This window comes from Mesorhizobium sp. M4A.F.Ca.ET.050.02.1.1 (assembly GCF_003997725.1).
In the GTDB taxonomy this organism is placed as follows: domain Bacteria; phylum Pseudomonadota; class Alphaproteobacteria; order Rhizobiales; family Rhizobiaceae; genus Mesorhizobium.
The window spans coordinates 1-19,569 of sequence record NZ_RZSG01000041.1 but is presented as its reverse complement, the minus strand read 5'-3'; the positions used below and the strand labels follow the sequence as shown (position 1 = coordinate 19,569).

Genomic DNA, 19,569 nt, shown 5'->3' with positions numbered 1-19,569 from the left:
ACCCCGTTGAGCGTCAGCCACAGGTCGAGCACCTGCGGGTCCGGGATCTCGTCGGCCGTCACGATGCACGGCCCGAACGGCGCGTACGTGTCCTGACCCTTGGAGAAGATCCATTGACCGGCGCGCCGGTTGTCGCGCGCCGAAACGTCGATCATCACCGAATAGCCGAAGACGTGGCTTAGCGCGTCCTCCTTGCGCACGCGGCGGGCGGTGGTACCGATGATGACGGCGAGTTCCACCTCCCAATCGAGCTGCTGCGTCATCCTCTTGTTGTGCTCGATGCCGTCGCCAGGCCCTATCACCGTGGTCGGCGGCTTCGAGAAGACGACCGGCTGCTTCGGCAGGTCTTTTGACGTGTCGAGCGACTTCGCGCTCTCCGCGACATGCTCGATATAGTTCAGGCCGATGCCGAAGATGTTCTTGCGCGGTCGGGGAATGGGCGCCAGCAGCCTCACATTGTCCACCGCTGTGGCGGTTCCGGCCGGGAAGCGCCCCGCTGCCCTGCCGAGGCAGTCGCGAAGCATATCCAGACCGCTGCGCCCGGCATCGATCAGGCCGAGCATGGTGTCGGGCAGGATCGTGCCTTGCGCCGTGGCGAGCGCCCCCACATCCACCACCAAATTGTCGACGAGGACGCCGAGCCTTGCCGCGGCCTCGACCGAGGCGCGATAGGTCACAAGTTTCATGATCTTTCCTTCAGTGGAGCGGCTGCAGGCCGCCATTGTCGCCGAATGCCTGCTCGCGGTAGAGCCCGAGCGCCCGCATCACCGGCAGGTCGGACAGGCAGAACAGGCAGGCGTCTTCGCGATCCGAGCCGTTGGCATGCTCGTGCCAGGCCCAGGAAGGCACGCAGAAGATGTCGTGCTCCTGCCAATCGTAGCGGCGGCCGTTGATGATCGAATGACCGTTGCCCTTCGCCACATGGTAGAGGCCGCTGCCCGTGTGCCGGTGCGCCTTTGTGTGCTCGCCGGGACGCAGCATCTGCATCGATGCGCCGAGCGTCTGCATGACCGGGCCGTTCGTCACCGGGTTCACATACTCCATCAGCACGCCGTCGAAGGGCGAGCCATCGGTGCAACCCGCGTATCTCGTCAGCGCTTCGTAGGTCGGCGCCCATTCGTATTTGAACATCGGGCTGTAGCCCTTGGCCCAGTTCTCGCCCATCGGCCTGAGACCTGCATTTCCCCAGGTCTTGGTCATGTCGTCGACCGCGTAACCGACCGCCTGGCTGAGATCTGGATGGACCTCATAGAAATTGGCTTCCATGGCGTTGACGAAAGGGATGTCCAGGCCGTCCTGCCAGATGCAGGGTGAGCCGGTCGCCTCCACGCCGTGCTCGTGCCAAGTGCCGTTGGGCGTCAGCACGAAGTCGTTCGCGCCGAGCGTCATTTTGTGTCCGTCCACCACCGTATAGGCGCCCGAGCCCTCCATGATGAAGCGGATTGCCGAGGCCGAGTGGCGGTGGGCCGACGCGACCTCGCCAGGATTCATCACCTGCAGCCCACCATAGATCCAGCCGACCGCGGCGGCCACGTCGGTGCGCCCCGGATTGTTCAGATAGACCACCCGCCGTCCGGCCTTTTCCGGTGTGACAAGTTCGACCGAGCGAAGGACATGCGCGCGCAGGTCGCGATAGCGCCAGACCACCGGCACCGACTGCGACTTCGGCTCCCAGGGCTCGATCTTGTTGGCGACGGTCCACAGCGCGCCTGCCTTGTGGTGCGCCAGCTCGTCGTAATAGGCAAGCAATTCCGGCGTGTCCTCGACGTTCGCCCGGCCGACGACATCCTCGCGATGGTTTTCGCGCTCCTGTGCCATGGGATCCTCCTGCTTGTAGCCCGTTAGTCTAGCATGACGTCTAGGATTTTCGATTGCAATAGAAATTTTCGAAAATAAATGAAATTGCCGACGCGTTCCTCTATAAGGTAAGGCTGTACGGGCGAGGAAACCTGAATGACGCTTGCCGAAAAAGCCTACGATGCCCTGCGCCACGACATCATACGCGGCGAACTTCCGCCTGGCCGACCGTTGCGGCTTGCCGACCTGGGCGAGCGCTACGGCATGGGCTTCTCGCCTCTGCGCGAGGCACTGAACCGCCTCCAGGCCGAATGCCTGGTGACGGCCGAATCGCTGCGCGGCTTCCGTGTAGCGCCGTTGTCGCTCGACGAGCTGCACGACGCCACGTCACTGCGCATCGTCATCGAGACGGAAGCGCTCAAGGCATCAATCAAGAACGGCGACGACGCCTGGGCGTCGGGCATCGTGTCCTCGCTCTACGCCTTGAATGTGCAGGCGGCGCGAACGGGCCCCGAAGCCGATATCTGGACCCTCGAAAAGCGGCACCACGCGTTCCACCGCGCCTTGCTGGCCGGTTGCAATTCGCCCTGGACGCTGGAATTCTTCGAACGGCTCTATGCAGCGACCGAGCGCTATCGCATTCCGGTTCTGCTTGCGTCCGCGCTGCCGGTTGGCCGCGATGTCCAGGCCGAGCACAGCGCACTCGCGCAAGCGACGCTCGACAGGGACGCGGCGAAGGCCTCTGCTCTGCTGAGAGAGCACTACCTCAGAACGGTGGAGCATCTTGCGGCGGCTATTAACAGCTGAAACTGAGCTGGCCAGGAATCCATCGCGTCGGCTACTTCCATGCAGCGAAAGCCATGACCGCGATGGTCGTGCAACGAATTGGCGCGGCACTCCTCATCGCGTTGGGCGTGGGCCACCATCTTCCAAGCGTCTAGGATGCTTGACTGGATCACGCAGGCGCTTTGGGCCGCGGTGCCGCTCACGATGGGCGCGCAGGTTCGACGCTTGTCTGGTTTATTCGGCGAAAAATTGGCAGGGAGACGCCAGCACCATGATGCACTCGGACCAGGTCCATATCGATGCTGATATCGTTCGCGAGATGATCTTCGACGAGTTCCCAGAGTATCGCCACGAGCGGATCGTGCAGCTTGGCGCGATTGGTACGGTCAATGCAATCTTCAGGATTGGATCGAGAGTAGCGGCAAGATTCCCCCTGCGCGCAATGGAGCCAGTCGAGTGCGCCAATATGCTACGCAACGAAGCCGCGGCCATGACGGAGTTTGCTGCGCATTCCCCGTTTGCCTGTCCTCGACCGATCGGGATTGGTCAACCGGGTCCGCTTTATCCGTTGCCGTGGGCAATGCAGAGTTGGATAGAAGGTGACGTTGCCACGCACGATGGGCTTGCTGCCTCTACGACCTTCGCACTCGACATTGCCAAACTGATTGCGTCGCTACGAGCAGCGGACACGCATGGCCGTCGTTTTGATGGGCAGGGGAGGGGCGGCAGCCTTCCTGACCACGACGACTGGATGTCGATCTGTTTCAAGAACAGCGAGGGTCTCCTGGACGTGTCTCGGCTCCGTCGCATATGGGCTCGGCTGCGTGAACTGCCGCCGTCCGGTCTCGACGTTATGAGCCACCGCGATCTTATTCCGGCCAACCTCCTCGTGCGTGGTGACCGCCTTGTTGGTGTGCTCGACAGCGGCAGTTTCGGCCCGGCCGACCCGGCCTTGGATCTTGTTGCCGCATGGCATCTCTTCGATAGCAGTCGGCGCGAAGCCGTGCGTTCCCATCTTGGATCAAGCCAAGTCGAGTGGCAGCGCGGAGCGGCATGGGCCTTCCAGCAGGCAATGGGCTTGGTCTGGTACTACCGAGGCACCAACCCCGCCATGAGTGCCCTTGGCCGCTCGACGCTCTCCCGCATCATCGACGACCTGATCTGATCCGAACCTGGGCGTCGGTCGGTCGGAAATGCCTCGCGCGCATGAGCCCAAGTTCCTTCACAAGCGCAGGGAACCGGCGTAGCGGCAGATCATGACCGCTCGTGGATCAAAGCGGCGTGGCCGACCAACAAATGACGCGCGCCGGCAAGCTGACGCATCCTTCGACCGTGACCACGGCCATTGTCTCCACCAATTCCGGCTATGATTTTGAGGCGACCGCTATCGATCGTTCTCGCGACGCCTTTGGAGAGCTTCTCTTACCGCGCGCACGATGTCAGCGTTGTCGGGAAAGTATCCCTTGCGCCTCGATGTCACGACCTGACCGGCAACCGCGACTTGGAATACGCCCCCTTTGCCAGCGTTCAACTCCACGGGAAGACCGAGTTCATCAGTCAAGCTCCTGGCAGCCCGGGTGGCGCGGCTCTCATATCCGCACGGCCCGCAATATGTGATGGTGATCCCCTGACAGGGCTCGACTTCAGCCGTTACATGACCGGCAGAATGCTCGGCACCCACGATCAGATCTACGACGCCAGCAGCGATTGCGTCGGGTTCATCTTCCTGGAGGTAGTGCAGGCCCGAGTTCAGTTTGATCAAGCGGCAGTTCCTGAGCCCAGCGGCAAACGCCTCAGCATAAGTAGGCGAAACGAGAGCGCCCGGGTTGCCGGCAAACAGCACCTTCGGATAGTCCGATACCCGCAATGCGGCGTGTGCCTCGTCCAGCGTATGCCAGACGTCCGCCGGCTCGCCCGCAATCGGCAACTCGTTCGGAAGGCGCCAGGTCGGGGTGCGCGACTTGGGCGTCGCAAAGGGGGCGCGGTAGATTTCCATCTCCTGCGCATTAAGCCCCCGCTGGACGGACCCGGGAAGCACGCGCTCGACGAACGCGTTCTGTCCGAGGATCATGTCCTCGCCGATTCCCGGCGCGCGGAACTTTCTGAACGTCTCCCGCAAGACCTCGCTCCGATGGAAATCGTTCCATGTCGGGATTGGCCGGATAAACTCCATGAAAGCCAATCCCTTCACGATGTCGGGCCGCCGGGCCGCCAGTTCGAAGGCCAGGGCGGTGCCCCAATCCTGCGCGACGATGTAAGCGGCCTCGATCCCCATAACCTCGAGGAATGCATCGAGATAGGCCACGTGATCGAAGAACCGATAGCCGATTTCGGGCTTGCCGGATTGGCCGAACCCGATCAGGTCGGGCGCGATACAGCGTGCCGATCCCGCCACGATCGGAAGGATGTGACGCCAAATGAAGGAGGAGGTTGGGTTGCCGTGGAGAAACAGGGCCACCGGCAATCCGGGCTCACCAGCCTCCCGATAGGCCATGGTCGAATCTAGCACGCGAACTGCGGGTAGTGTCTGGTCGGATGACATTCATTCCCTCCTCTAAAGCCCATATCCGCAATAATACGTACGTACGTATTAAAGTCAATCGAGCTTGACAAAAATACGGTCGTACGTAGTTTGTAGGCATGCCCAAGCCGTCCGCTAGAAGCAAGATTCTCGAAGCTGGCCTGGCCGTGATGTTCCGCCAAGGCTATCACGGCGCCGGCGTCAGAGATGTCGTTGCGGAGGCCGGGGTCGCCCAGGGCTCATTTACGAACCACTTTCGATCGAAAGAGGATTTCGCCGCCGAGGTCTTGGACCTGTATTTTGCTTCGATCCAAAAGCGGATCTCCGAGTCGCTCCTTGACGCTGGTCTTGCGCCCCGGCAACGACTGCTGCGGTACCTGGACATCATCTCGGATCGGCTCGCTGCCGATGGCTATGTGCGGGGCTGTCTGATCGGCGACTTCAGCCTGGAGGTGGTCCAGGAGAGCGAGCCGTTGCGCCAACATCTCGTCGCGATGTACCGGGAGTGGCTTCAGCCCTTTAGCGAATGCATCGCGGAGGCCCAGGCTGCAGGGGAAATCGACAGCACGTTCACTCCACGGGATCTGGCGGAGTTTCTTCTTGCCTCCTGGGAAGGCGCGATCCTGCGCATGAAAGTGGAGCGTTCCGGCGAACCGCTCCGACGGTTCAAGGACATCGCCTTCGCTACCGTTTTTGGTCCGCCATAATTTTCCGATTTGACACTAAGGGGTGGCAAAAACGTCTATCAGGATCTGGTTTTTCGCCACTCCTCGTACTCTCCGCGAGCATCGTCATGCAGCGGATAATAGCGTTGCAACGACCCGCCCTGCATGAGCTTTTCGCGCGAGAATTCTTCCCAATCGTGATGCTTCTGCGCCTCTTCGATCACCTTCGCGGCCATTGGGACGGGAACCACCACCACCCCGTCATCGTCGGCAACGATGATGTCGCCGGGGATCACCGTGACATTGCCGCATGCGATCGGAACGTTGACGGCATTGGGATAGATGCTGGTCTGCACATGGTAATTGGGCGTCCAGCCGCGCAGCCATAGGGGCAGATCGAGCTTCTCGACATTGGGCCGATCGCGCATGCACCCGTCGATGACGATGCCAGCGCCGCCTCTGCCCTTGAAATAGGTCGACATCATATCGCCGAAGACACCCGAACTCATGTCACCGCGCGCGTCGACCACGACCACATCGCCCTCCTGAGCGTGGTAGAGCACGTGCCGGTGCAATTGCGTCTCCGGATCGGCATATTCTCCCTCGTTGAAGAGGTCGGGCCGCTGCGGCAGGAACTGCAGCGTCAGCGCCGGGCCGACGATCGACTTGCCGTGGTTCTGCGCCACCGGACCGACCATATGCGGATTGCGGAAGCCCATGTGACCAAGCGTGCCGGCAACGGTTGCGGCACCGATCTCCCTCAGCGCGTCGATCAGGTCCTTGGACGGCCGGGTGATGTCGGGGCTATGCGTCATGGTGGACTCCGGTTGACGTTGCGCTACCAGTTCGTGACAGAACCATCGCGGCGCTTGAGGTGGGGTGCTTCCCAGAAACGGAAACTCTGCGCCTGGATCGCCGCCTCGTTGATCTCGACGCCGAGCCCCGGCAGATCGCTGACCGGATAGTCGGGGCCGTCAAGCTGTGGTTGCACCGGGAAGAACTCGGAACTGTCGAAGCCCAGCTTTCTTTCCGGCGCCCTGGTCTCGAGCCAGGCGAAATTCGGCACTGCGGCGGCGAGATGTATGGTCGCGGCGGTGCACACCGGACCAAGGGGATTGTGCGGCATCAGGTCCACATAGTGCGCCTCGCTCCAGCCCGCGACCTTCATCGCTTCGGTGAGCCCGCCGACATTGCAGACATCGAGCCGATTGAACTGATGGATGCCGCGCTCGATGTAGGGCAGGAATTGCCACTTGCTGGCAAATTCCTCGCCGATGGCGAATGGGATGTCGGTCATCGTACGCAGGGATTCGTAGGCCTCCGGCGTCTCGTCCCGTATCGGCTCCTCGAGGAAATCAAGCACGCCGCGGCCGAGCTTGTTGCAGAAGCTTGCCGCCTCGGCCACCGATAGCCGATGATGGTAGTCGATGCCGAGCACGAGGTCGTTGCCCAACGCCTCGCGTGCCCTGTTCAGCATGCTCGCGGTGGCGCCGATCGATTCGCGCGGCTCGAAGATGTCCCTGCTGCTTTGCCCGACCGGGAAGAAGCGTATCGCCTGCCACCCCTGTGCGCGCAGTTCCCTGGCCCGTTCGATGGCAGCATCGCCCTCGGCCTCGTCTCCGGTCGAGGCGAAGGTCGGGATGCGGTCGCGCTGCTTGCCGCCGAGCAGCTCATAAACCGGCACCCCCAGCGCCTTGCCCTTGATGTCGTGAAGGGCGATGTCGATCGCCGAGATGGCCGCCTGCAGGACGCGCCCGCCTTCGAAGTACTGGCTGCGATAGATCTCTTGCCAGATCCGGCCGATCTGCATCGGGTCACGGCCGATCAGGAACTCGCGATAGTGCTCGATCGCGCCGGCCACGGCCTTCTCGCGACCGCTCAAGCCGCTCTCGCCCCAGCCGAAGATGCCCTGATCGGTCTCGATCTTGACCAGCATCTGGTTGCGGGTCCCCACCCACACCGGATAGGGCTTGATCGCCGTGATCTTGAGCTTCGTGGTCATTCACACTCGTTCCACACGCATCCGCCCTGTCTCAGTTGGCCTCGAGGGCCATCTCCGTTTCGCCGTCGAACAGGTGGATGCGCTCCTGGTCGAACTCGAGCCAGATCTGCTCGTCGGGTGCGACGGCGATTGTGGGGGACACGCTGATATTGACGATCGCGCCGGAGAGGAACGCTTGCACGAAGGTGATGTCTCCCGTCGGTTCCACCGTGTAGGCCTTGGCCGGAATGGCGCCGGGAACGGCGCTCTTGTGCAGCTTGATCGTCGAATGTCGCGCACCGAGCACGACCTTCCTGGTGGTCGCTCCCTGGACCTTGCGCGCGTTGAGTTGCGACAGTGCAAGGCTCCAGCCTTCAGCGCTCGTCAGAACGGTGGCGCCGTTGGCCGTCGATGCCTCCAGCGGAATAAGGCTCATGGCCGGGCTGCCCACGAAGCTGGCGACGAACATGTTGGCGGGATGGGCGAAAACTTGTGCCGGCGAATCGTATTGCTGCAGATAGCCGCCGTTCATCACGGCCATCCTGTCTGCCATGGTGACGGCCTCCAGCTGGTCGTGCGTCACGTAGACGATCGTCGCCTCGAGGTCCTGATGGAAGCGCTTGATTTCGGACCGCATCTGCACGCGCAGCTTTGCGTCGAGATTGGAGAGCGGTTCGTCCATCAGGAATACCGCCGGATCTCGAACCAGCGCGCGGCCGAGCGCCACGCGCTGCTGTTGCCCGCCCGAAAGTTCGCGCGGCTTGCGCTCAAGCAGTTGCGTCATGTCGAGCACCCGCGCCGCTTCCCTGACCTTCCTGTCGATCTCGTCCTTGGGCAGCTTGCGCATCTGCAGCGGGAAGGCGAGGTTCATATAGACCGACTTTTGCGGATAGAGCGCGTAGTTCTGGAACACCATAGCGATGTCCCGGTCCTTGGGGTCGAGGTCGTTGACCACCCGGTCGCCGATGAGGATGTCGCCCGATGTGATCGGGATCAGCCCCGCGATGAGGTTGAGTGTTGTTGTCTTGCCGCAGCCTGAAGGGCCGACGAGCGCAACGAACTCGCCGTCATCGACCGTCAGCGAAACCTCGTTGACGGCTTTGAAGCCGCCATAGGTCTTGACGAGATCTTTGAGGACCACGTGGGCCATCGGCAACTCCCTAGTGCTTGACCGCGCCTTCTGTAAGGGCGCGTACGAAGTATCGTTGCAGGACGAGGAAAAGGACCACGACGGGCACGCTCATCATGAAGCTGGCAGCCATCAGACCCGGGAAATCGGTCGTGTTTTCCGAGAAGAAGCGCTGGATACCGACCGGCAATGTCAGCTGCTCGTTCTTGGAGAGGAAGGTGTACGCGTAGATGTATTCGTTCCATGCGCCGATGAAGGAATAGATCGCAGTGGCGATGATGCCTGGCGCCGAGAGCGGCATAACGATCAGGACAAAGGCCTGGAACCGCGTCGCCCCGTCGATGCGCGCCGCCTGCTCGAGCTGCACCGGGATGTTGTCGTAGAAGCCCTTGAGGAGCCAGATTGCCAGCGGCAGGCCGAAGGTGAGGTAGGTGAGAATGAGCGACCCATGCGTGTTCACCAGCCCGATCGCGCGCATCAGGATGAAGAGCGGCACGAGAAAGATCACCGCCGGGAACATGTTGCGCAGCAAGACGGCGAAGAACAGGAAGTTCCGGCCCGGGAACGTGAAGCGCGAAAACGCGTAGGCCGCGGGAACCGCCACGATCACCGAAAGGATGGTCGTGGCGGTGGAGACGAAAAGGCTGTTCCAGAAGAAGCGGAGGAAGTCCTGGCCGACGCTGTTCTGCGGATCGAGCAGCTTCTGGTAGCTGGCAAGGGTTGGTTGGTCAGGCCACCATTGCGGCGGGAGCTGCATCGCGGCGAAGCCGGACTTGATCGAGGTGAGCAGCATCCAGATCATCGGCAACGCGGTGTAGAGCAGCATGAACGTGAGGAAGATGCGCCCGCCCCATCGCCATCCGTCGATGCTCGCGCGTCGACGGGCCTGACCCAGACGGGCTGTCTCGGCGATCGTGCTCATGCGCCTGCATCCTTGCGTTCGTTTCCGCTTAGCGCGCGGACGTAGAAGTAGCCGAGCGTCATCAGGATGAGGAAAAGAAGCACCGAATAGGCCGATGCCACTCCCCAGCGCTGCCGGCCGAAGGCGAGCTCATAGATGTGGGTGATCCAGATGTGCGATGCGTTCGACGGCCCGCCGCCGGTCATGATCCAGGGGATGATGAAGGAATTGAAGTTGGCCACCGCCAGCAGCAGGATCGTCACTGTGGAGACGTTTCTCAAATGCGGGAAGGTGACGTGCCAGAAGCGCTGCCATGCATTGGCTCCGTCGACCTTGGCGGCGCGCAACAACTGCTCGGGGACTGTCTGAAGACCTGCCATCATCATGATCATGGCGAACGGAAACTCCCGCCAGATATTGACGACGATCAGGGAGGGCAGCACCGTGCTGACGCTGTCGATGAAATTCGGCGGCCGGTCGGCCAAACCTAGGCCGACCAGTACCGCGCCGATGATTCCAAAGTCCGAATGGTAGATCCACTTCCAGATATAGGATGCGGCGACCGCGCTGATGACCCAGGGAATGATCAGGACGGCGCGCAGCACGCCCCGGCCGACAAACTCGCGATGGAGCGCCAGCGCGCAGGCAAATCCCAGGACAAAGGAGATGAAGGTGGATGCCAGTGTCCAGATAAGGGTGTTGGAGGTGACCTTCCAGAACACCGGACTGGTGAGGATGGCGGTGTAGTTGCCGAAGCCGACGAAGATCTTGTCGCGGAGCTGCAGGCCGGGTGGCGTGTTGAAGAACGACAGCTCGATCGTGTAGTAGATCGGATAAGCGATGACGATCAGCATCACGGCAATCGCAGGAAGCACGTACGCGTAGTCAGCGCGATGCTCCCAAATCTTGCCTAGCAGGGGTAGCAATCTTCGCCGAGCCCCGGTCTTTCCGGCCACGATCGTCACTTTGGCGTGCCCTTGTTTTTCGGAGCGAGCCGGCTGCGCTCTCGGCGCAGCCGGCAAGATCGGGTCAGGCTTCGGCTAGAGGCCGCCGCCCATCAGGTCTTTCACCTTCTTGGCCGCGTCGTCCGCTGCCTGGTCGACGGTCATTGCTCCGGTCAGTGCATTCTGCAGCATGTCGGGGACGATGATGTTCATGATCTCCGGCGACTGCGGCAGCGCTGGGAACGGGATGCCGTATGGCAGCATCGAGGTGGTGACATCGAGGAACTTGATGCTGTCCAGACGTTCCTTCATCCATTTGGTCTTGAAGCCGTTAAGGTTGCCGGGGTTCGAGCCGGCGTAGGCCATCTTCAGCGACCATTCAGGGCTGGTCCACATGCAGATGATGGCCTTCGCGGCCGGCTCGTCTACCTTGCCGCCTTCGACATATTCGGGCTTCAGGATGTGAATGTTCGAGCCGCCGAACACCACTGCGCGCTTGCCGTCGGGGCCAGTGGGGATGAGGCCGTAGCGCATGTTGTCGATGACCGTCTGCGCCTTGTCCTTGTCGGTGCCCGTTGCCTTCTTCTGCAGGTCGAGCATGACATTGTAGTCGGACGGGTGCGAGATCATCATGCCGAGCTGGCCGGCCAGGAACAGCGGCTGGTTGTCGGCCTGCTGGTTGGTGAGTGCCGAAACCGGAACCGATTTGTCGCGGACATACATGTCATAAGAGGCCTGCAGCGCCGCCTTGCTCTGCGGGCTGTTGAGCTCGATGTCCTTATAGGTCGGGTTCGCCTTTGCTTCGTCGAAGACGCCGCCGCCATAGGCCCACAGCTGCGGCATGAAGCGGTACGGCGTATTGCCGGCATTCTTGCGTGCCACGAGGCCGTATCCGGCAATACCGAGCTTGTCGTGGATCTGCTTGGAATATTTGACGACATCGTCCCAGGTCGCCGGAGGCTTGTTCGGATCAAGGCCCGCGCGCTTGAAGATGTCGGCATTCCAGATGAACGCCATCGTCTCATTGTTGGTTGGAATGCCGTAGGTCACCCCGTCCCAGGTCACGGCTTTCATGGCGCCAGGCCAGAAATCCTCGGTCGAATACCCTACATCCTCGGGCTTGAGCGGCTCCAGATAGCCCTTTGAGGCGAACTCGGTGCCACCCAGGATTTGCAGGCGGACCGCCATCGGCGCTGCATTGCCAAGGAGCGCCGTGCGGAACTTGTCGAGGAGATCGTTATAGGTGAGGGCTTGTTCCTCGAGCTGGATGTTCGGATAGGTCTTTCGGAAGGTCTCGAAGAAGTCCTTGTAGTACTGGCGCAGGAGGTCGGGGTCGCCCTCGAACACGCCCTGATACCAGAAAGTCAGTCGCCCCTTGTAGTCGAGCGGGGTGACCTTGCCGCAATCGGCCGCCGTATCAAAATCCTGTGTGCCGGCAATGGAGCGCACATATTCCGGCGACCACTTGCTCAAGTCGACCGGCGCCGCGCCCAGCGCGGGTGCGGACATCAACGATGCCACTAAGGCAGTGGAGACAGTGCCGCGCAGGACGGCACCGCCGAGTGTAATCCTCGTCATAGGTATCCTCCAGGTTTCTCTCCCATGCCGCTCTGCATCGAGGCGAGCGGTCTTTGCTCGTCGACCGCGGGACAAGCTCAATCAATGTATCCCTTCGAGCAATTTGTACGTTTTCAGATCGCGGGTTGTCTGTCAACGCGATAAATCGTACATTGTTTATGGAAACCGTGCGTGATATCGAACAAAACGTGTATTGATCGAGGGGAGCCGGTCTTGGCCGAAACAAGCGATTTTAAAGCAGAGCCACCCGAGGGGATTGACCCTCTCGGGGCCTCAAGCGAGGGCGCCTCGCTTTATCAACTGATCAGGGAAGACATCATCGAAGGGCGGCTCGCCGCCAACGAGCGGCTTGTGGTAACCGATCTCGCCCGGCGTCACGGCACCTCGACCAACCCTGTGCGCGAAGCCCTGCAACTGTTGCGCGGCGAAGGCTTTGTCACCTTCGTTCCCAACCGCGGGGCGCGCGTTCGACCTATAGATCAGGATTTTGTCCGGGATATCTACGAGATCGGAGTCCTGATCGAGCCGGCTCTGACGCGATGGTTCGTGAATATGGCTACCGTCGAGGACATTGCTGAGCTCGAACGCATCCAGGGCCTGATCGAAGAGAACAACTTTGCCGACACGCTCAGGCACAGCGAACTGGATACCGCCTTCCATACCGTGATGTACCAGAGGCACTATAATCGCCATGCCGCCGAGCTTTGGTGGAAGCATCGGGAAGTGCTGCGAGCCGTGAGCCGGCGTTTCAATTTCACGCTCGCCCGGCGTGCGGCGATCATTCGCGAGCATCGCGAGCTCATCGCGCATGTAAAAGCGGGAAATGCGGACGAGGCAGCCGAACTCATTGCACGCCATGTCGAGGGCTCCGGGCGGCATGTCCTCGAACACATGCGCGCACGCAACGCCGCGCGGGCAGGGTAGAATATCCGGTCTGGAACATCGCTATCCCGACCACTTCAGATAGAGGCAATTGAGATGAAAATCACGAGCATTCGGCCGTGGCTAATCAAGTCCGATGCTTCTTATTGGGGGGAGTACCTGTTCGTCGAAGTGTCGACCAACGAGGGAGTGAGTGGCTGGGGAGAGATCACCACCACGACAAAGCTGGCCAACCGCGCGCTATGCACGATCTTGCGACAGATCGGTGCCGCCGTGACAGGCGAGGATCCAGCGCGTATCGAGCATCTGTGGCATAAGATTTTCCGGAGCTTCACATATATGGGCAGCCGTGGCGCTGCCGTCGAATGCGTGAGCGCCATCGACATAGCCCTCTGGGACATCCGCGGCAAAGTCCTCGACAAGCCGATCTACGAGTTGCTGGGCGGACCGCTGCGCGACGAAATCGCCCTCTATACCCATCCCAACCAGGCCAAGTTCACCAGCAAGGAGGCTGTGGTTCGTGAAATTCGAGACATCGTCGAGTCCGGCCACACTGGGCTGAAGTTCGATCCGTTCCCGCACCAGGGCCGCACCACCGATGGACTGTCGCGCGAGCAGCGGGACGGCTACCTCGACGGCAGTATGACTCGCAAGGACGAGCGAGAGGCGGCCGAACTCACAGCTCTCATCCGCGAAACGGCAGGCCCCGATGTCGACATCCTCATCGATGCGCATGGCCGCTTCGACGTTCCCACCGCCATTCGCCTCTGTCGCAGCCTCGAGGAGGCTGGCCAGATCAACTGGTTCGAGGAACCTTGTCCGCCCGAAAGCCTCAACGCGCTCAAGCAGGTGCGTGAGAAGGTCAGCGCTGCCATCTCGTGGGGCGAGCGCGGCCACACGAAATGGGATTTCGTGCCGGTGCTGGAGAACAGGCTCGCCGACTACATCATGCCCGACGTGACCTGGACCGGCGGCATTACCGAACTCAAGAAGATTTCCGCCCTGTGCGAAGCCTACTACATCCCGGTCTCGCCCCATGATGCCGCTGGACCGATAAACGTGGTTGCGGGAGCGCAGGTGATGATGACCGTTCCTAACTTCTACAAGCTCGAAACGTCGGAGTGGGATCTCTCCAAATACGATCATCTCATCGACACGCCGCTCGACGTTTCGAACGGCAGCCTCAAGCTGACGTCGAGGCCCGGTCTCGGTGTCGAGATGAACCGCGACTATCTGCAGGCTCACGAGATCGAGCTGAGTTAGCCGTGCCCGCCGGCCCATGTGCGGGTCACAAGCCCCATCGACCAGAACGAGGATAAGTCATGCCAGAGACGGGTGGAGCCGACGGGGCGCTCAATCGGGTGAACACGAGTTCCATGCCGTCCGAGCTCCGCATCACCGACATGCGTGTTGCCGAAATCGTCGGCGCGCCGTTCACCTCGGCACTGCTCAAGATTTACACCAACCAGGGCATCGTCGGACTTGGCGAGGTGCGTGACGGCGCCAGCGCCACCTACGCGCTGATGCTGAAGAGCCGGCTGCTGGGCGAGAACCCTTGCGACATCGATCGCCTGTTCCGCCGCATCAAGCAGTTTGGCGGGCACGGCCGGCAAGGCGGCGGCGTCTCCGCAGTCGAGATCGCGCTGTGGGATCTCGCAGGCAAGGCCTATGGCGTCCCGATCTATCAGATGCTGGGCGGCAAGTTTCGCGATCACGTGCGCGTCTATTGCGATACCGACGCCGAGAAGCCCAGCGGCGCCGAAACCGGCAGGCGCCTCAAGGCGCGCATGGACCGCGGCTTCACCTTCCTCAAGATGGACCTGGGCTTGATGCAGATCGCCCATGTCCCGGGCGCTGTGACAGCGCCCGCCGGCGCTCTCGACGGGTTTTATGCCAACCCGCGCGGCCGGGGCGGCACCCCCGAGGAGCGTAAGGCCCGCAACCTCGCCTACGATGCGCAGAACGTGCAGCACCCGTTCACGGGGCTGCATTTCACCGAGAAGGGGATCGATCTGCTCGAACAATATATCCACGAGGTTCGCGAGGTCATCGGCTACGAGATCCCTTTAGCCATCGATCATGTCGGCCACATCTCGCTGCAGGACGGCATACGGCTATCGCGCCGTATCGAGAAATATGCCCCTGCCTGGCTCGAGGACGTGATCCCCTGGCAATACACCGAGCAATACCGGCAACTGCAGGAAGCCACCACGGTGCCGATCTGCACCGGCGAGGACATCTACCTCAAGGAGGCCTTCGAGCCCCTGCTCAAGAGCGGCGGCGTCTCGATCATCCATCCGGACCTGCTCACCAGCGGCGGCATCCTCGAAACCAAGAAGATCGGCGACATGGCGCAGGACCACGGCGTCGCCATGGCGATCCATATGGCCGAAAGCCCGATCGCCGCGACGGCCGCGGCGCATGTCGCCACCGCGACCGAAAACTTCATGGCGCTCGAATACCACTCCGCCGATGTCGACTGGTGGGACGACATCGTCACCGGCCTGCCCAAGCCGCTCGTCAAGAACGGCTTCATCACCGTGTCCGACAAGCCTGGGCTGGGCATAGACGATGTAGTCGACGAGGTGATCAGCCAGCATCTGCAACCGGGTGTCACGGGGATATGGCAATCCACCGAGCATTGGGACAATGAGTATAGCTGGGACCGGACCTGGAGTTAGCCCAGACCCCTTGCCCTCATTCCCCCAGCGCTCACAGGCCAACGACCGACCATTCGTGTCGACCTTCCCAGGGGAGACGCGAAGAAAGAAACGGACGAAACCATGATCTACGAACTGCGTATCTATGACTGCCTGCCGGGCAGGCTGCCGGCTTTGCTCAAGCGCTTTTCCGACCAGACGCTGGCCATCTGGGAGAGGCATGGCATCCGCCAAGCCGGGTTTTTCACCACGGCGATCGGCGAAAACAGCAATCGCCTCACCTATTTCCTCGCCTGGGAATCGCTGGCCGAGCGTGAGGTGAAGTGGGCGGCTTTCGTCACCGATCCGGCATGGCACAGGGCCCGGGACGAGTCTGAGCGCGACGGGCAGATCATTGCCAATATCAGCAGCCAGCTGCTCACGCCGACAGCTTTCTCGTCTGTGAAATAGGACTGCGCCATGAAGATCACCGACCTGCGCTGTGCCGTCATCGGCAAGCACCCCATAGTGCGCATCGTGACCGATGAGGGCCTCTATGGCCTTGGCGAGGTCGAGTTCACCAAGACCTACCTCAAGCCCTTTGTGCTGCATTTCCGCGACGCGCTGATCGGCGAGGATCCGACAGACGTCGAGCGAGTGATGCTGAAGATCCGCCAACGCGGCTCGTTCAAGCCCTATGGCGCTGCCGTTTCCGCCATCGAGCATGCCTTGTGGGACATCGCCGGCAAGGCGGCTGGCGTGCCGGCCTACAAGCTGCTCGGCGGCAAGGTGCGTGACAAGGTGCGTGTCTACAACGGCTCGATCCGCCGCAAACGCACGGGCGATCGGCCGGAGGATTACGCCGCCGACGTCAAATGGATGATGGAGCAGCCGCAGAACTTCTTCATGATCAAGCAGGGAATCTCGTTCCATTCCAATATGAAGGACACCATCGAGGGCTTCCATTACGGCGTGACGCAGAAGAAGGCCGGCTATCACGGCGCCATGGATCAGGGCATGATCAGCGAGCGCGGTTTCAATCACATGCTCGACTGCGTGATCGCGATGAAGGAAGTGCTGGGCGACAAGGTCAGCCTGGCGCTCGACTGCGGCCCGGGCTGGATGTTGCCGGATGCGATCAGGTTCGCCCGCGCGGTCGAGAAGTACAATCTGATGTGGCTCGAGGACATGCTGACCGGCGACTATGTGCCCTGGGTCAATCCACAGGCCTACCGGGAGCTGACGACCTCCACCTCGACGCCGATCCATACCGGCGAGCAGATCTACCTGCGCCACAATTTCAAGGAACTGATCGAGACCCAGGCGGTGCGCGTCATCGGCCCCGATCCGGCCGATATTGGCGGCATTGCCGAGCTCAAATGGGTCGCCGAGCACGCCTACATGCACTCAATCCTGATGGCGCCGCACGGCACCGCCAACGGCCTGCTCGGCCTCGGCGCGCTGATCAATGTCTGCGCCACCTTGCCCGCCAACTACGTGGCATTCGAATATCCCAGCGCCTCGGACCCGTGGTGGAACGATATCGTCATCGGCCTGCCCAAGCAGGTGGTAAAGGATTCGATGGTCGATCTGCTCGAAGCTCCCGGGCTCGGGCTCGACATCGACGCCCAGGGTGCCAAGCAGTATCTGCTGGCAGAGGACGCCGGGTTCTTCGACTGATTGGGCGTCAAGCCAGCCTAGGCGCGTGAACGCTCACCGGATGCGTTGTCCGTCTTCGCCGAAGAGCCGCGCCGATGCGGGCGCAAAATGCAGGATGATCTTGTCGCCGGTCCTTGGTTGCGACGACCGCCGCTCCGCGATGATGGTCTCGCCGGTCGCCAGCGTAGCGTGGACATAGGACGTGGAGCCCATCGCTTCGACGAATTCCACCTTTGCCTCGAGGTCGATACCGCTGTCCTGGTCGAGATGTTCGGGCCTCAGGCCCAGCCGCAGTTGCCGTCCGGGCTCAAGCGGGGTCTGTGCCGGGCTGTCCATCTCTTGGCCTCCAAACGCGAGACGGCCCCCCGCCTGCACAATGGCGGTCAGAAAGTTCATCCGCGGGGAGCCGATGAAACCCGCGACGAACGCGTTGTCGGGATCTTGATAGAGGTCTTGCGGTGTGCCGATCTGCTCGATGCGCCCACTGCGCAGCACAATGATCCGATCGGCCATGGTCAGCGCTTCAGTCTGGTCGTGCGTCACATAGATCATGGTGTTGCCAAGGACCCGGTGGAGCTTGGCGAGTTCCACGCGCATCTGCACCCGCAGCTCGGCATCCAGATTGCTGAGCGGCTCATCGAAGAGAAACACCTTCGGGTCGCGGACGATCGCGCGCCCTATTGCCACCCGTTGGCGCTGTCCTCCCGAGAGCTGGGCCGGCTTGCGCTGCAAATAGTCTTCGAGCTGCAGGATCTTGGCCGCGCGCCCGACCTTGCTGGCGATTTCCTCCTTCGGGCGGTGCGCCATCCGCAGGCCGAAGCTCATGTTGTCCGCCACCGTCATGTGCGGATAGAGCGCATAGGACTGGAACACCATCGCCACTCCGCGGTCGGCAGGCTCGGCGTCTGTCACGTCGTCGCCGCCGATGAAGATCTCGCCCCCGCTCGTCTCTTCGAGCCCGGCAATCATGCGCAGCAGGGTGGATTTTCCGCAGCCCGACGGGCCAACGAATACGGCGAACTCGCCCTCCTCGATCGAAAGCGAGACATCGCGGATAACGTCCGTCGATCCAAAGCTCTTGCTGACCTGTTTCAGTTCGACACGCGCCATCGGCTAACCTTTCACTGCGCCCACGGCGATGCCCGAAACAATTCGTCGCTGGAACAGGATGTAAAGAACAACGATCGGCGCCGCCGCGATGACGATGCCAGCGGTAAACAGGGGTATCTGGTCCGAGTACTGGCCCTTGAGCGCGGAAATCCCCACCATGAGGGTGCGGTGCTTCTGCATGACCAGCAGGGAGATCAGAATGTCGTTCCAGCAGCTCAGCGTGTTGAGGATGGCCAGCGTCACCAATGCCGGCGTTCCCAGGGGCAGCATCACGTGCCACCAGACCTGCAGCAGCGAGGCCCCGTCGATCCGCGCCGCTTCGATCAGCTCGCGCGGCAGCCCGGAGTAGAACGCCGTCATCATGTAGACCGAGAAAGGCAGGAAAAATGCGGTGTAGGACAAGATGAGCCCGATGTGCGTGTTGACCAGGTTGAGGGCAAGCATCGTGCGCATGAAGGGCACCAGCACGACCTGCACGGGGATCATCAGCGACGACAGGATTACCGCGAACAGGAAGCGCCGATAGGGAAAGCGCAGCGACGCGAGGGCGAAGCCGGCCATGGAAGACACGACCATCAACAGGATGACCGCCCCGAGCGTCGCAATCACGGAATTGAGGAAATACTCATCAAGGTGCGCCCGGGTCCAGGCTTGCACGAAGTTGTCGAGCGTGGGCTGCACGGCGAGCCCGAAGCGGTCGAGCATGTAATCGTGACGTGTCTTGAGCGCGTTGTTGACGGCGAAAAAGATCGGGTAGAGGCAGCTCAAGGCCAGCAACCCCATCGGGATCGCCGCGATCCTCAGGGTCAGCCGCTGTCGTTTTCCTGCTCCTGACACGACCTCTCCTTCAGATGTTCGCGTTGCGCGACAAGATGCGAATCTGCAGCCATGCGAGAATGCTCGTCATGAAAAACAGGACCATCGAGACAGCCGCGGCGTAGGCGGGCCGGTTGAGCTTTCCCTGTGCGGCCCAGATC

19 protein-coding genes and 1 pseudogene are annotated in these 19,569 nt (G+C 61.6%); 8 read left to right on the top strand and 12 right to left on the bottom strand.

The features are described 5' to 3' along the window. Both EOA33_RS05640 and EOA33_RS05635 read right to left on the bottom strand, forming a co-directional pair. On the bottom strand, positions 1–686 hold a 686-nt coding region (locus tag EOA33_RS05640; RefSeq protein WP_145989073.1), incomplete at its 3' end, for a fumarylacetoacetate hydrolase family protein. A 10-nt stretch (positions 687–696) separates the two neighbouring features. Then, positions 697–1,818, bottom strand: coding sequence for a cupin domain-containing protein (locus EOA33_RS05635; protein WP_127405157.1), 1,122 nt, complete (start codon positions 1,816–1,818; stop codon positions 697–699). 135 nt (positions 1,819–1,953) lie between these two features. Here EOA33_RS05635 and EOA33_RS05630 point away from each other — a divergent pair, with 135 nt between their 5' ends. Continuing rightward, positions 1,954–2,604 (top strand): GntR family transcriptional regulator, encoded by a 651-nt coding sequence (locus EOA33_RS05630; RefSeq protein WP_126056178.1) that lies wholly within the window; start codon positions 1,954–1,956, stop codon positions 2,602–2,604. Positions 2,605–2,854: 250 nt separating this feature from the next. Further along, positions 2,855–3,748 (top strand): aminoglycoside phosphotransferase family protein, encoded by an 894-nt coding sequence (locus tag EOA33_RS05625; protein WP_189375349.1) that lies wholly within the window; start codon positions 2,855–2,857, stop codon positions 3,746–3,748. 219 nt (positions 3,749–3,967) lie between these two features. Here EOA33_RS05625 and EOA33_RS39665 read toward each other — a convergent pair whose 3' ends face one another. Together EOA33_RS39665 and EOA33_RS05620 are read right to left on the bottom strand one after the other, a co-directional pair. Beyond that, positions 3,968–4,264: an Rdx family protein gene (locus tag EOA33_RS39665; RefSeq protein ID WP_210212552.1), complete on the bottom strand. Its 297-nt coding sequence runs from the start codon at positions 4,262–4,264 to the stop codon at positions 3,968–3,970. Further along, positions 4,244–5,125 (bottom strand): annotated as a pseudogene (locus tag EOA33_RS05620) (haloalkane dehalogenase); the annotation flags it as partial. The pseudogene EOA33_RS05620 and the gene EOA33_RS39665, both read right to left, overlap by 21 nt. A gap of 98 nt (positions 5,126–5,223) precedes the next feature. Here EOA33_RS05620 and EOA33_RS05615 point away from each other — a divergent pair. Beyond that, positions 5,224–5,811 carry a TetR/AcrR family transcriptional regulator gene (locus EOA33_RS05615; RefSeq protein ID WP_127405156.1) on the top strand — a complete coding sequence of 196 codons (588 nt, stop codon included), beginning with the start codon at positions 5,224–5,226 and terminating at the stop codon, positions 5,809–5,811. Between the two features lie 38 nt (positions 5,812–5,849). Here the strand turns inward: EOA33_RS05615 and EOA33_RS05610 are convergent, their stop codons facing one another. The 6 genes from EOA33_RS05610 to EOA33_RS05585 form a co-directional block, all read right to left on the bottom strand. Continuing rightward, the gene (locus EOA33_RS05610) at positions 5,850–6,584 is read right to left on the bottom strand and encodes a ribonuclease activity regulator RraA (RefSeq protein WP_127405155.1); all 735 of its coding nucleotides are present in this window, start codon (positions 6,582–6,584) and stop codon (positions 5,850–5,852) included. A 23-nt stretch (positions 6,585–6,607) separates the two neighbouring features. After that, the gene (locus EOA33_RS05605) at positions 6,608–7,771 is read right to left on the bottom strand and encodes a mandelate racemase/muconate lactonizing enzyme family protein (RefSeq protein ID WP_127405154.1); all 1,164 of its coding nucleotides are present in this window, start codon (positions 7,769–7,771) and stop codon (positions 6,608–6,610) included. Positions 7,772–7,802: 31 nt separating this feature from the next. Next, positions 7,803–8,900 carry an ABC transporter ATP-binding protein gene (locus EOA33_RS05600; protein ID WP_126056174.1) on the bottom strand — a complete coding sequence of 366 codons (1,098 nt, stop codon included), beginning with the start codon at positions 8,898–8,900 and terminating at the stop codon, positions 7,803–7,805. 10 nt (positions 8,901–8,910) lie between these two features. Continuing rightward, entirely contained in the window at positions 8,911–9,801 is an 891-nt protein-coding gene (locus tag EOA33_RS05595) for a carbohydrate ABC transporter permease (protein ID WP_127405153.1), read from the bottom strand. Then, a complete protein-coding gene (locus EOA33_RS05590; protein ID WP_127405152.1) occupies positions 9,798–10,745 on the bottom strand; it encodes a sugar ABC transporter permease in 948 nt (315 codons plus the stop codon). The genes EOA33_RS05595 and EOA33_RS05590 overlap by 4 nt, the downstream gene beginning before the upstream one ends. Before the next feature lie 75 nt (positions 10,746–10,820). Continuing rightward, positions 10,821–12,302: a sugar ABC transporter substrate-binding protein gene (locus tag EOA33_RS05585; protein ID WP_127405151.1), complete on the bottom strand. Its 1,482-nt coding sequence runs from the start codon at positions 12,300–12,302 to the stop codon at positions 10,821–10,823. A 213-nt stretch (positions 12,303–12,515) separates the two neighbouring features. Between EOA33_RS05585 and EOA33_RS05580 the strand changes: the two genes are divergently transcribed. From EOA33_RS05580 to EOA33_RS05560, 5 genes are all read left to right on the top strand, one after another. Then, positions 12,516–13,226 (top strand): GntR family transcriptional regulator, encoded by a 711-nt coding sequence (locus EOA33_RS05580; RefSeq protein ID WP_127405150.1) that lies wholly within the window; start codon positions 12,516–12,518, stop codon positions 13,224–13,226. A 54-nt stretch (positions 13,227–13,280) separates the two neighbouring features. After that, on the top strand, positions 13,281–14,447 hold the full coding sequence (locus tag EOA33_RS05575; RefSeq protein WP_127405149.1) for a mandelate racemase/muconate lactonizing enzyme family protein: 1,167 nt from the start codon (positions 13,281–13,283) through the stop codon (positions 14,445–14,447). A 59-nt stretch (positions 14,448–14,506) separates the two neighbouring features. Then, entirely contained in the window at positions 14,507–15,865 is a 1,359-nt protein-coding gene (locus EOA33_RS05570) for a mandelate racemase/muconate lactonizing enzyme family protein (protein WP_127405148.1), read from the top strand. A gap of 102 nt (positions 15,866–15,967) precedes the next feature. Then, the gene (locus EOA33_RS05565) at positions 15,968–16,294 is read left to right on the top strand and encodes an NIPSNAP family protein (RefSeq protein WP_126087690.1); all 327 of its coding nucleotides are present in this window, start codon (positions 15,968–15,970) and stop codon (positions 16,292–16,294) included. A 9-nt stretch (positions 16,295–16,303) separates the two neighbouring features. Further along, the gene (locus EOA33_RS05560; protein WP_126056167.1) at positions 16,304–17,503 is read left to right on the top strand and encodes a mandelate racemase/muconate lactonizing enzyme family protein; all 1,200 of its coding nucleotides are present in this window, start codon (positions 16,304–16,306) and stop codon (positions 17,501–17,503) included. Between the two features lie 33 nt (positions 17,504–17,536). Here EOA33_RS05560 and ugpC read toward each other — a convergent pair whose 3' ends face one another. Both ugpC and EOA33_RS05550 read right to left on the bottom strand, forming a co-directional pair. Next, complete coding sequence (ugpC, locus tag EOA33_RS05555) at positions 17,537–18,592, bottom strand: sn-glycerol-3-phosphate ABC transporter ATP-binding protein UgpC (RefSeq protein WP_127405147.1); 1,056 nt, start codon at positions 18,590–18,592, stop codon at positions 17,537–17,539. A gap of 3 nt (positions 18,593–18,595) precedes the next feature. Further along, positions 18,596–19,429 (bottom strand): carbohydrate ABC transporter permease, encoded by an 834-nt coding sequence (locus EOA33_RS05550; protein WP_210212550.1) that lies wholly within the window; start codon positions 19,427–19,429, stop codon positions 18,596–18,598. Positions 19,430–19,569 lie beyond the last annotated feature (140 nt).

What these genes read in the sequence shown, in the direction of transcription:
- EOA33_RS05635 (WP_127405157.1), bottom strand. Translation starts at nt 1,818, where the DNA reads ATGGCACAGGAGCGCGAAAACCATCGCGAGGATGTCGTCGGCCGGGCG.
- EOA33_RS05630 (WP_126056178.1), top strand. Translation starts at nt 1,954, where the DNA reads ATGACGCTTGCCGAAAAAGCCTACGATGCCCTGCGCCACGACATCATA.
- EOA33_RS05625 (WP_189375349.1), top strand. Translation starts at nt 2,855, where the DNA reads ATGATGCACTCGGACCAGGTCCATATCGATGCTGATATCGTTCGCGAG.
- EOA33_RS05615 (WP_127405156.1), top strand. Translation starts at nt 5,224, where the DNA reads ATGCCCAAGCCGTCCGCTAGAAGCAAGATTCTCGAAGCTGGCCTGGCC.
- EOA33_RS05610 (WP_127405155.1), bottom strand. Translation starts at nt 6,584, where the DNA reads ATGACGCATAGCCCCGACATCACCCGGCCGTCCAAGGACCTGATCGAC.
- EOA33_RS05605 (WP_127405154.1), bottom strand. Translation starts at nt 7,771, where the DNA reads ATGACCACGAAGCTCAAGATCACGGCGATCAAGCCCTATCCGGTGTGG.
- EOA33_RS05600 (WP_126056174.1), bottom strand. Translation starts at nt 8,900, where the DNA reads ATGGCCCACGTGGTCCTCAAAGATCTCGTCAAGACCTATGGCGGCTTC.
- EOA33_RS05595 (WP_127405153.1), bottom strand. Translation starts at nt 9,801, where the DNA reads ATGAGCACGATCGCCGAGACAGCCCGTCTGGGTCAGGCCCGTCGACGC.
- EOA33_RS05585 (WP_127405151.1), bottom strand. Translation starts at nt 12,302, where the DNA reads ATGACGAGGATTACACTCGGCGGTGCCGTCCTGCGCGGCACTGTCTCC.
- EOA33_RS05575 (WP_127405149.1), top strand. Translation starts at nt 13,281, where the DNA reads ATGAAAATCACGAGCATTCGGCCGTGGCTAATCAAGTCCGATGCTTCT.
- EOA33_RS05570 (WP_127405148.1), top strand. Translation starts at nt 14,507, where the DNA reads ATGCCAGAGACGGGTGGAGCCGACGGGGCGCTCAATCGGGTGAACACG.
- EOA33_RS05565 (WP_126087690.1), top strand. Translation starts at nt 15,968, where the DNA reads ATGATCTACGAACTGCGTATCTATGACTGCCTGCCGGGCAGGCTGCCG.
- EOA33_RS05560 (WP_126056167.1), top strand. Translation starts at nt 16,304, where the DNA reads ATGAAGATCACCGACCTGCGCTGTGCCGTCATCGGCAAGCACCCCATA.
- ugpC (WP_127405147.1), bottom strand. Translation starts at nt 18,592, where the DNA reads ATGGCGCGTGTCGAACTGAAACAGGTCAGCAAGAGCTTTGGATCGACG.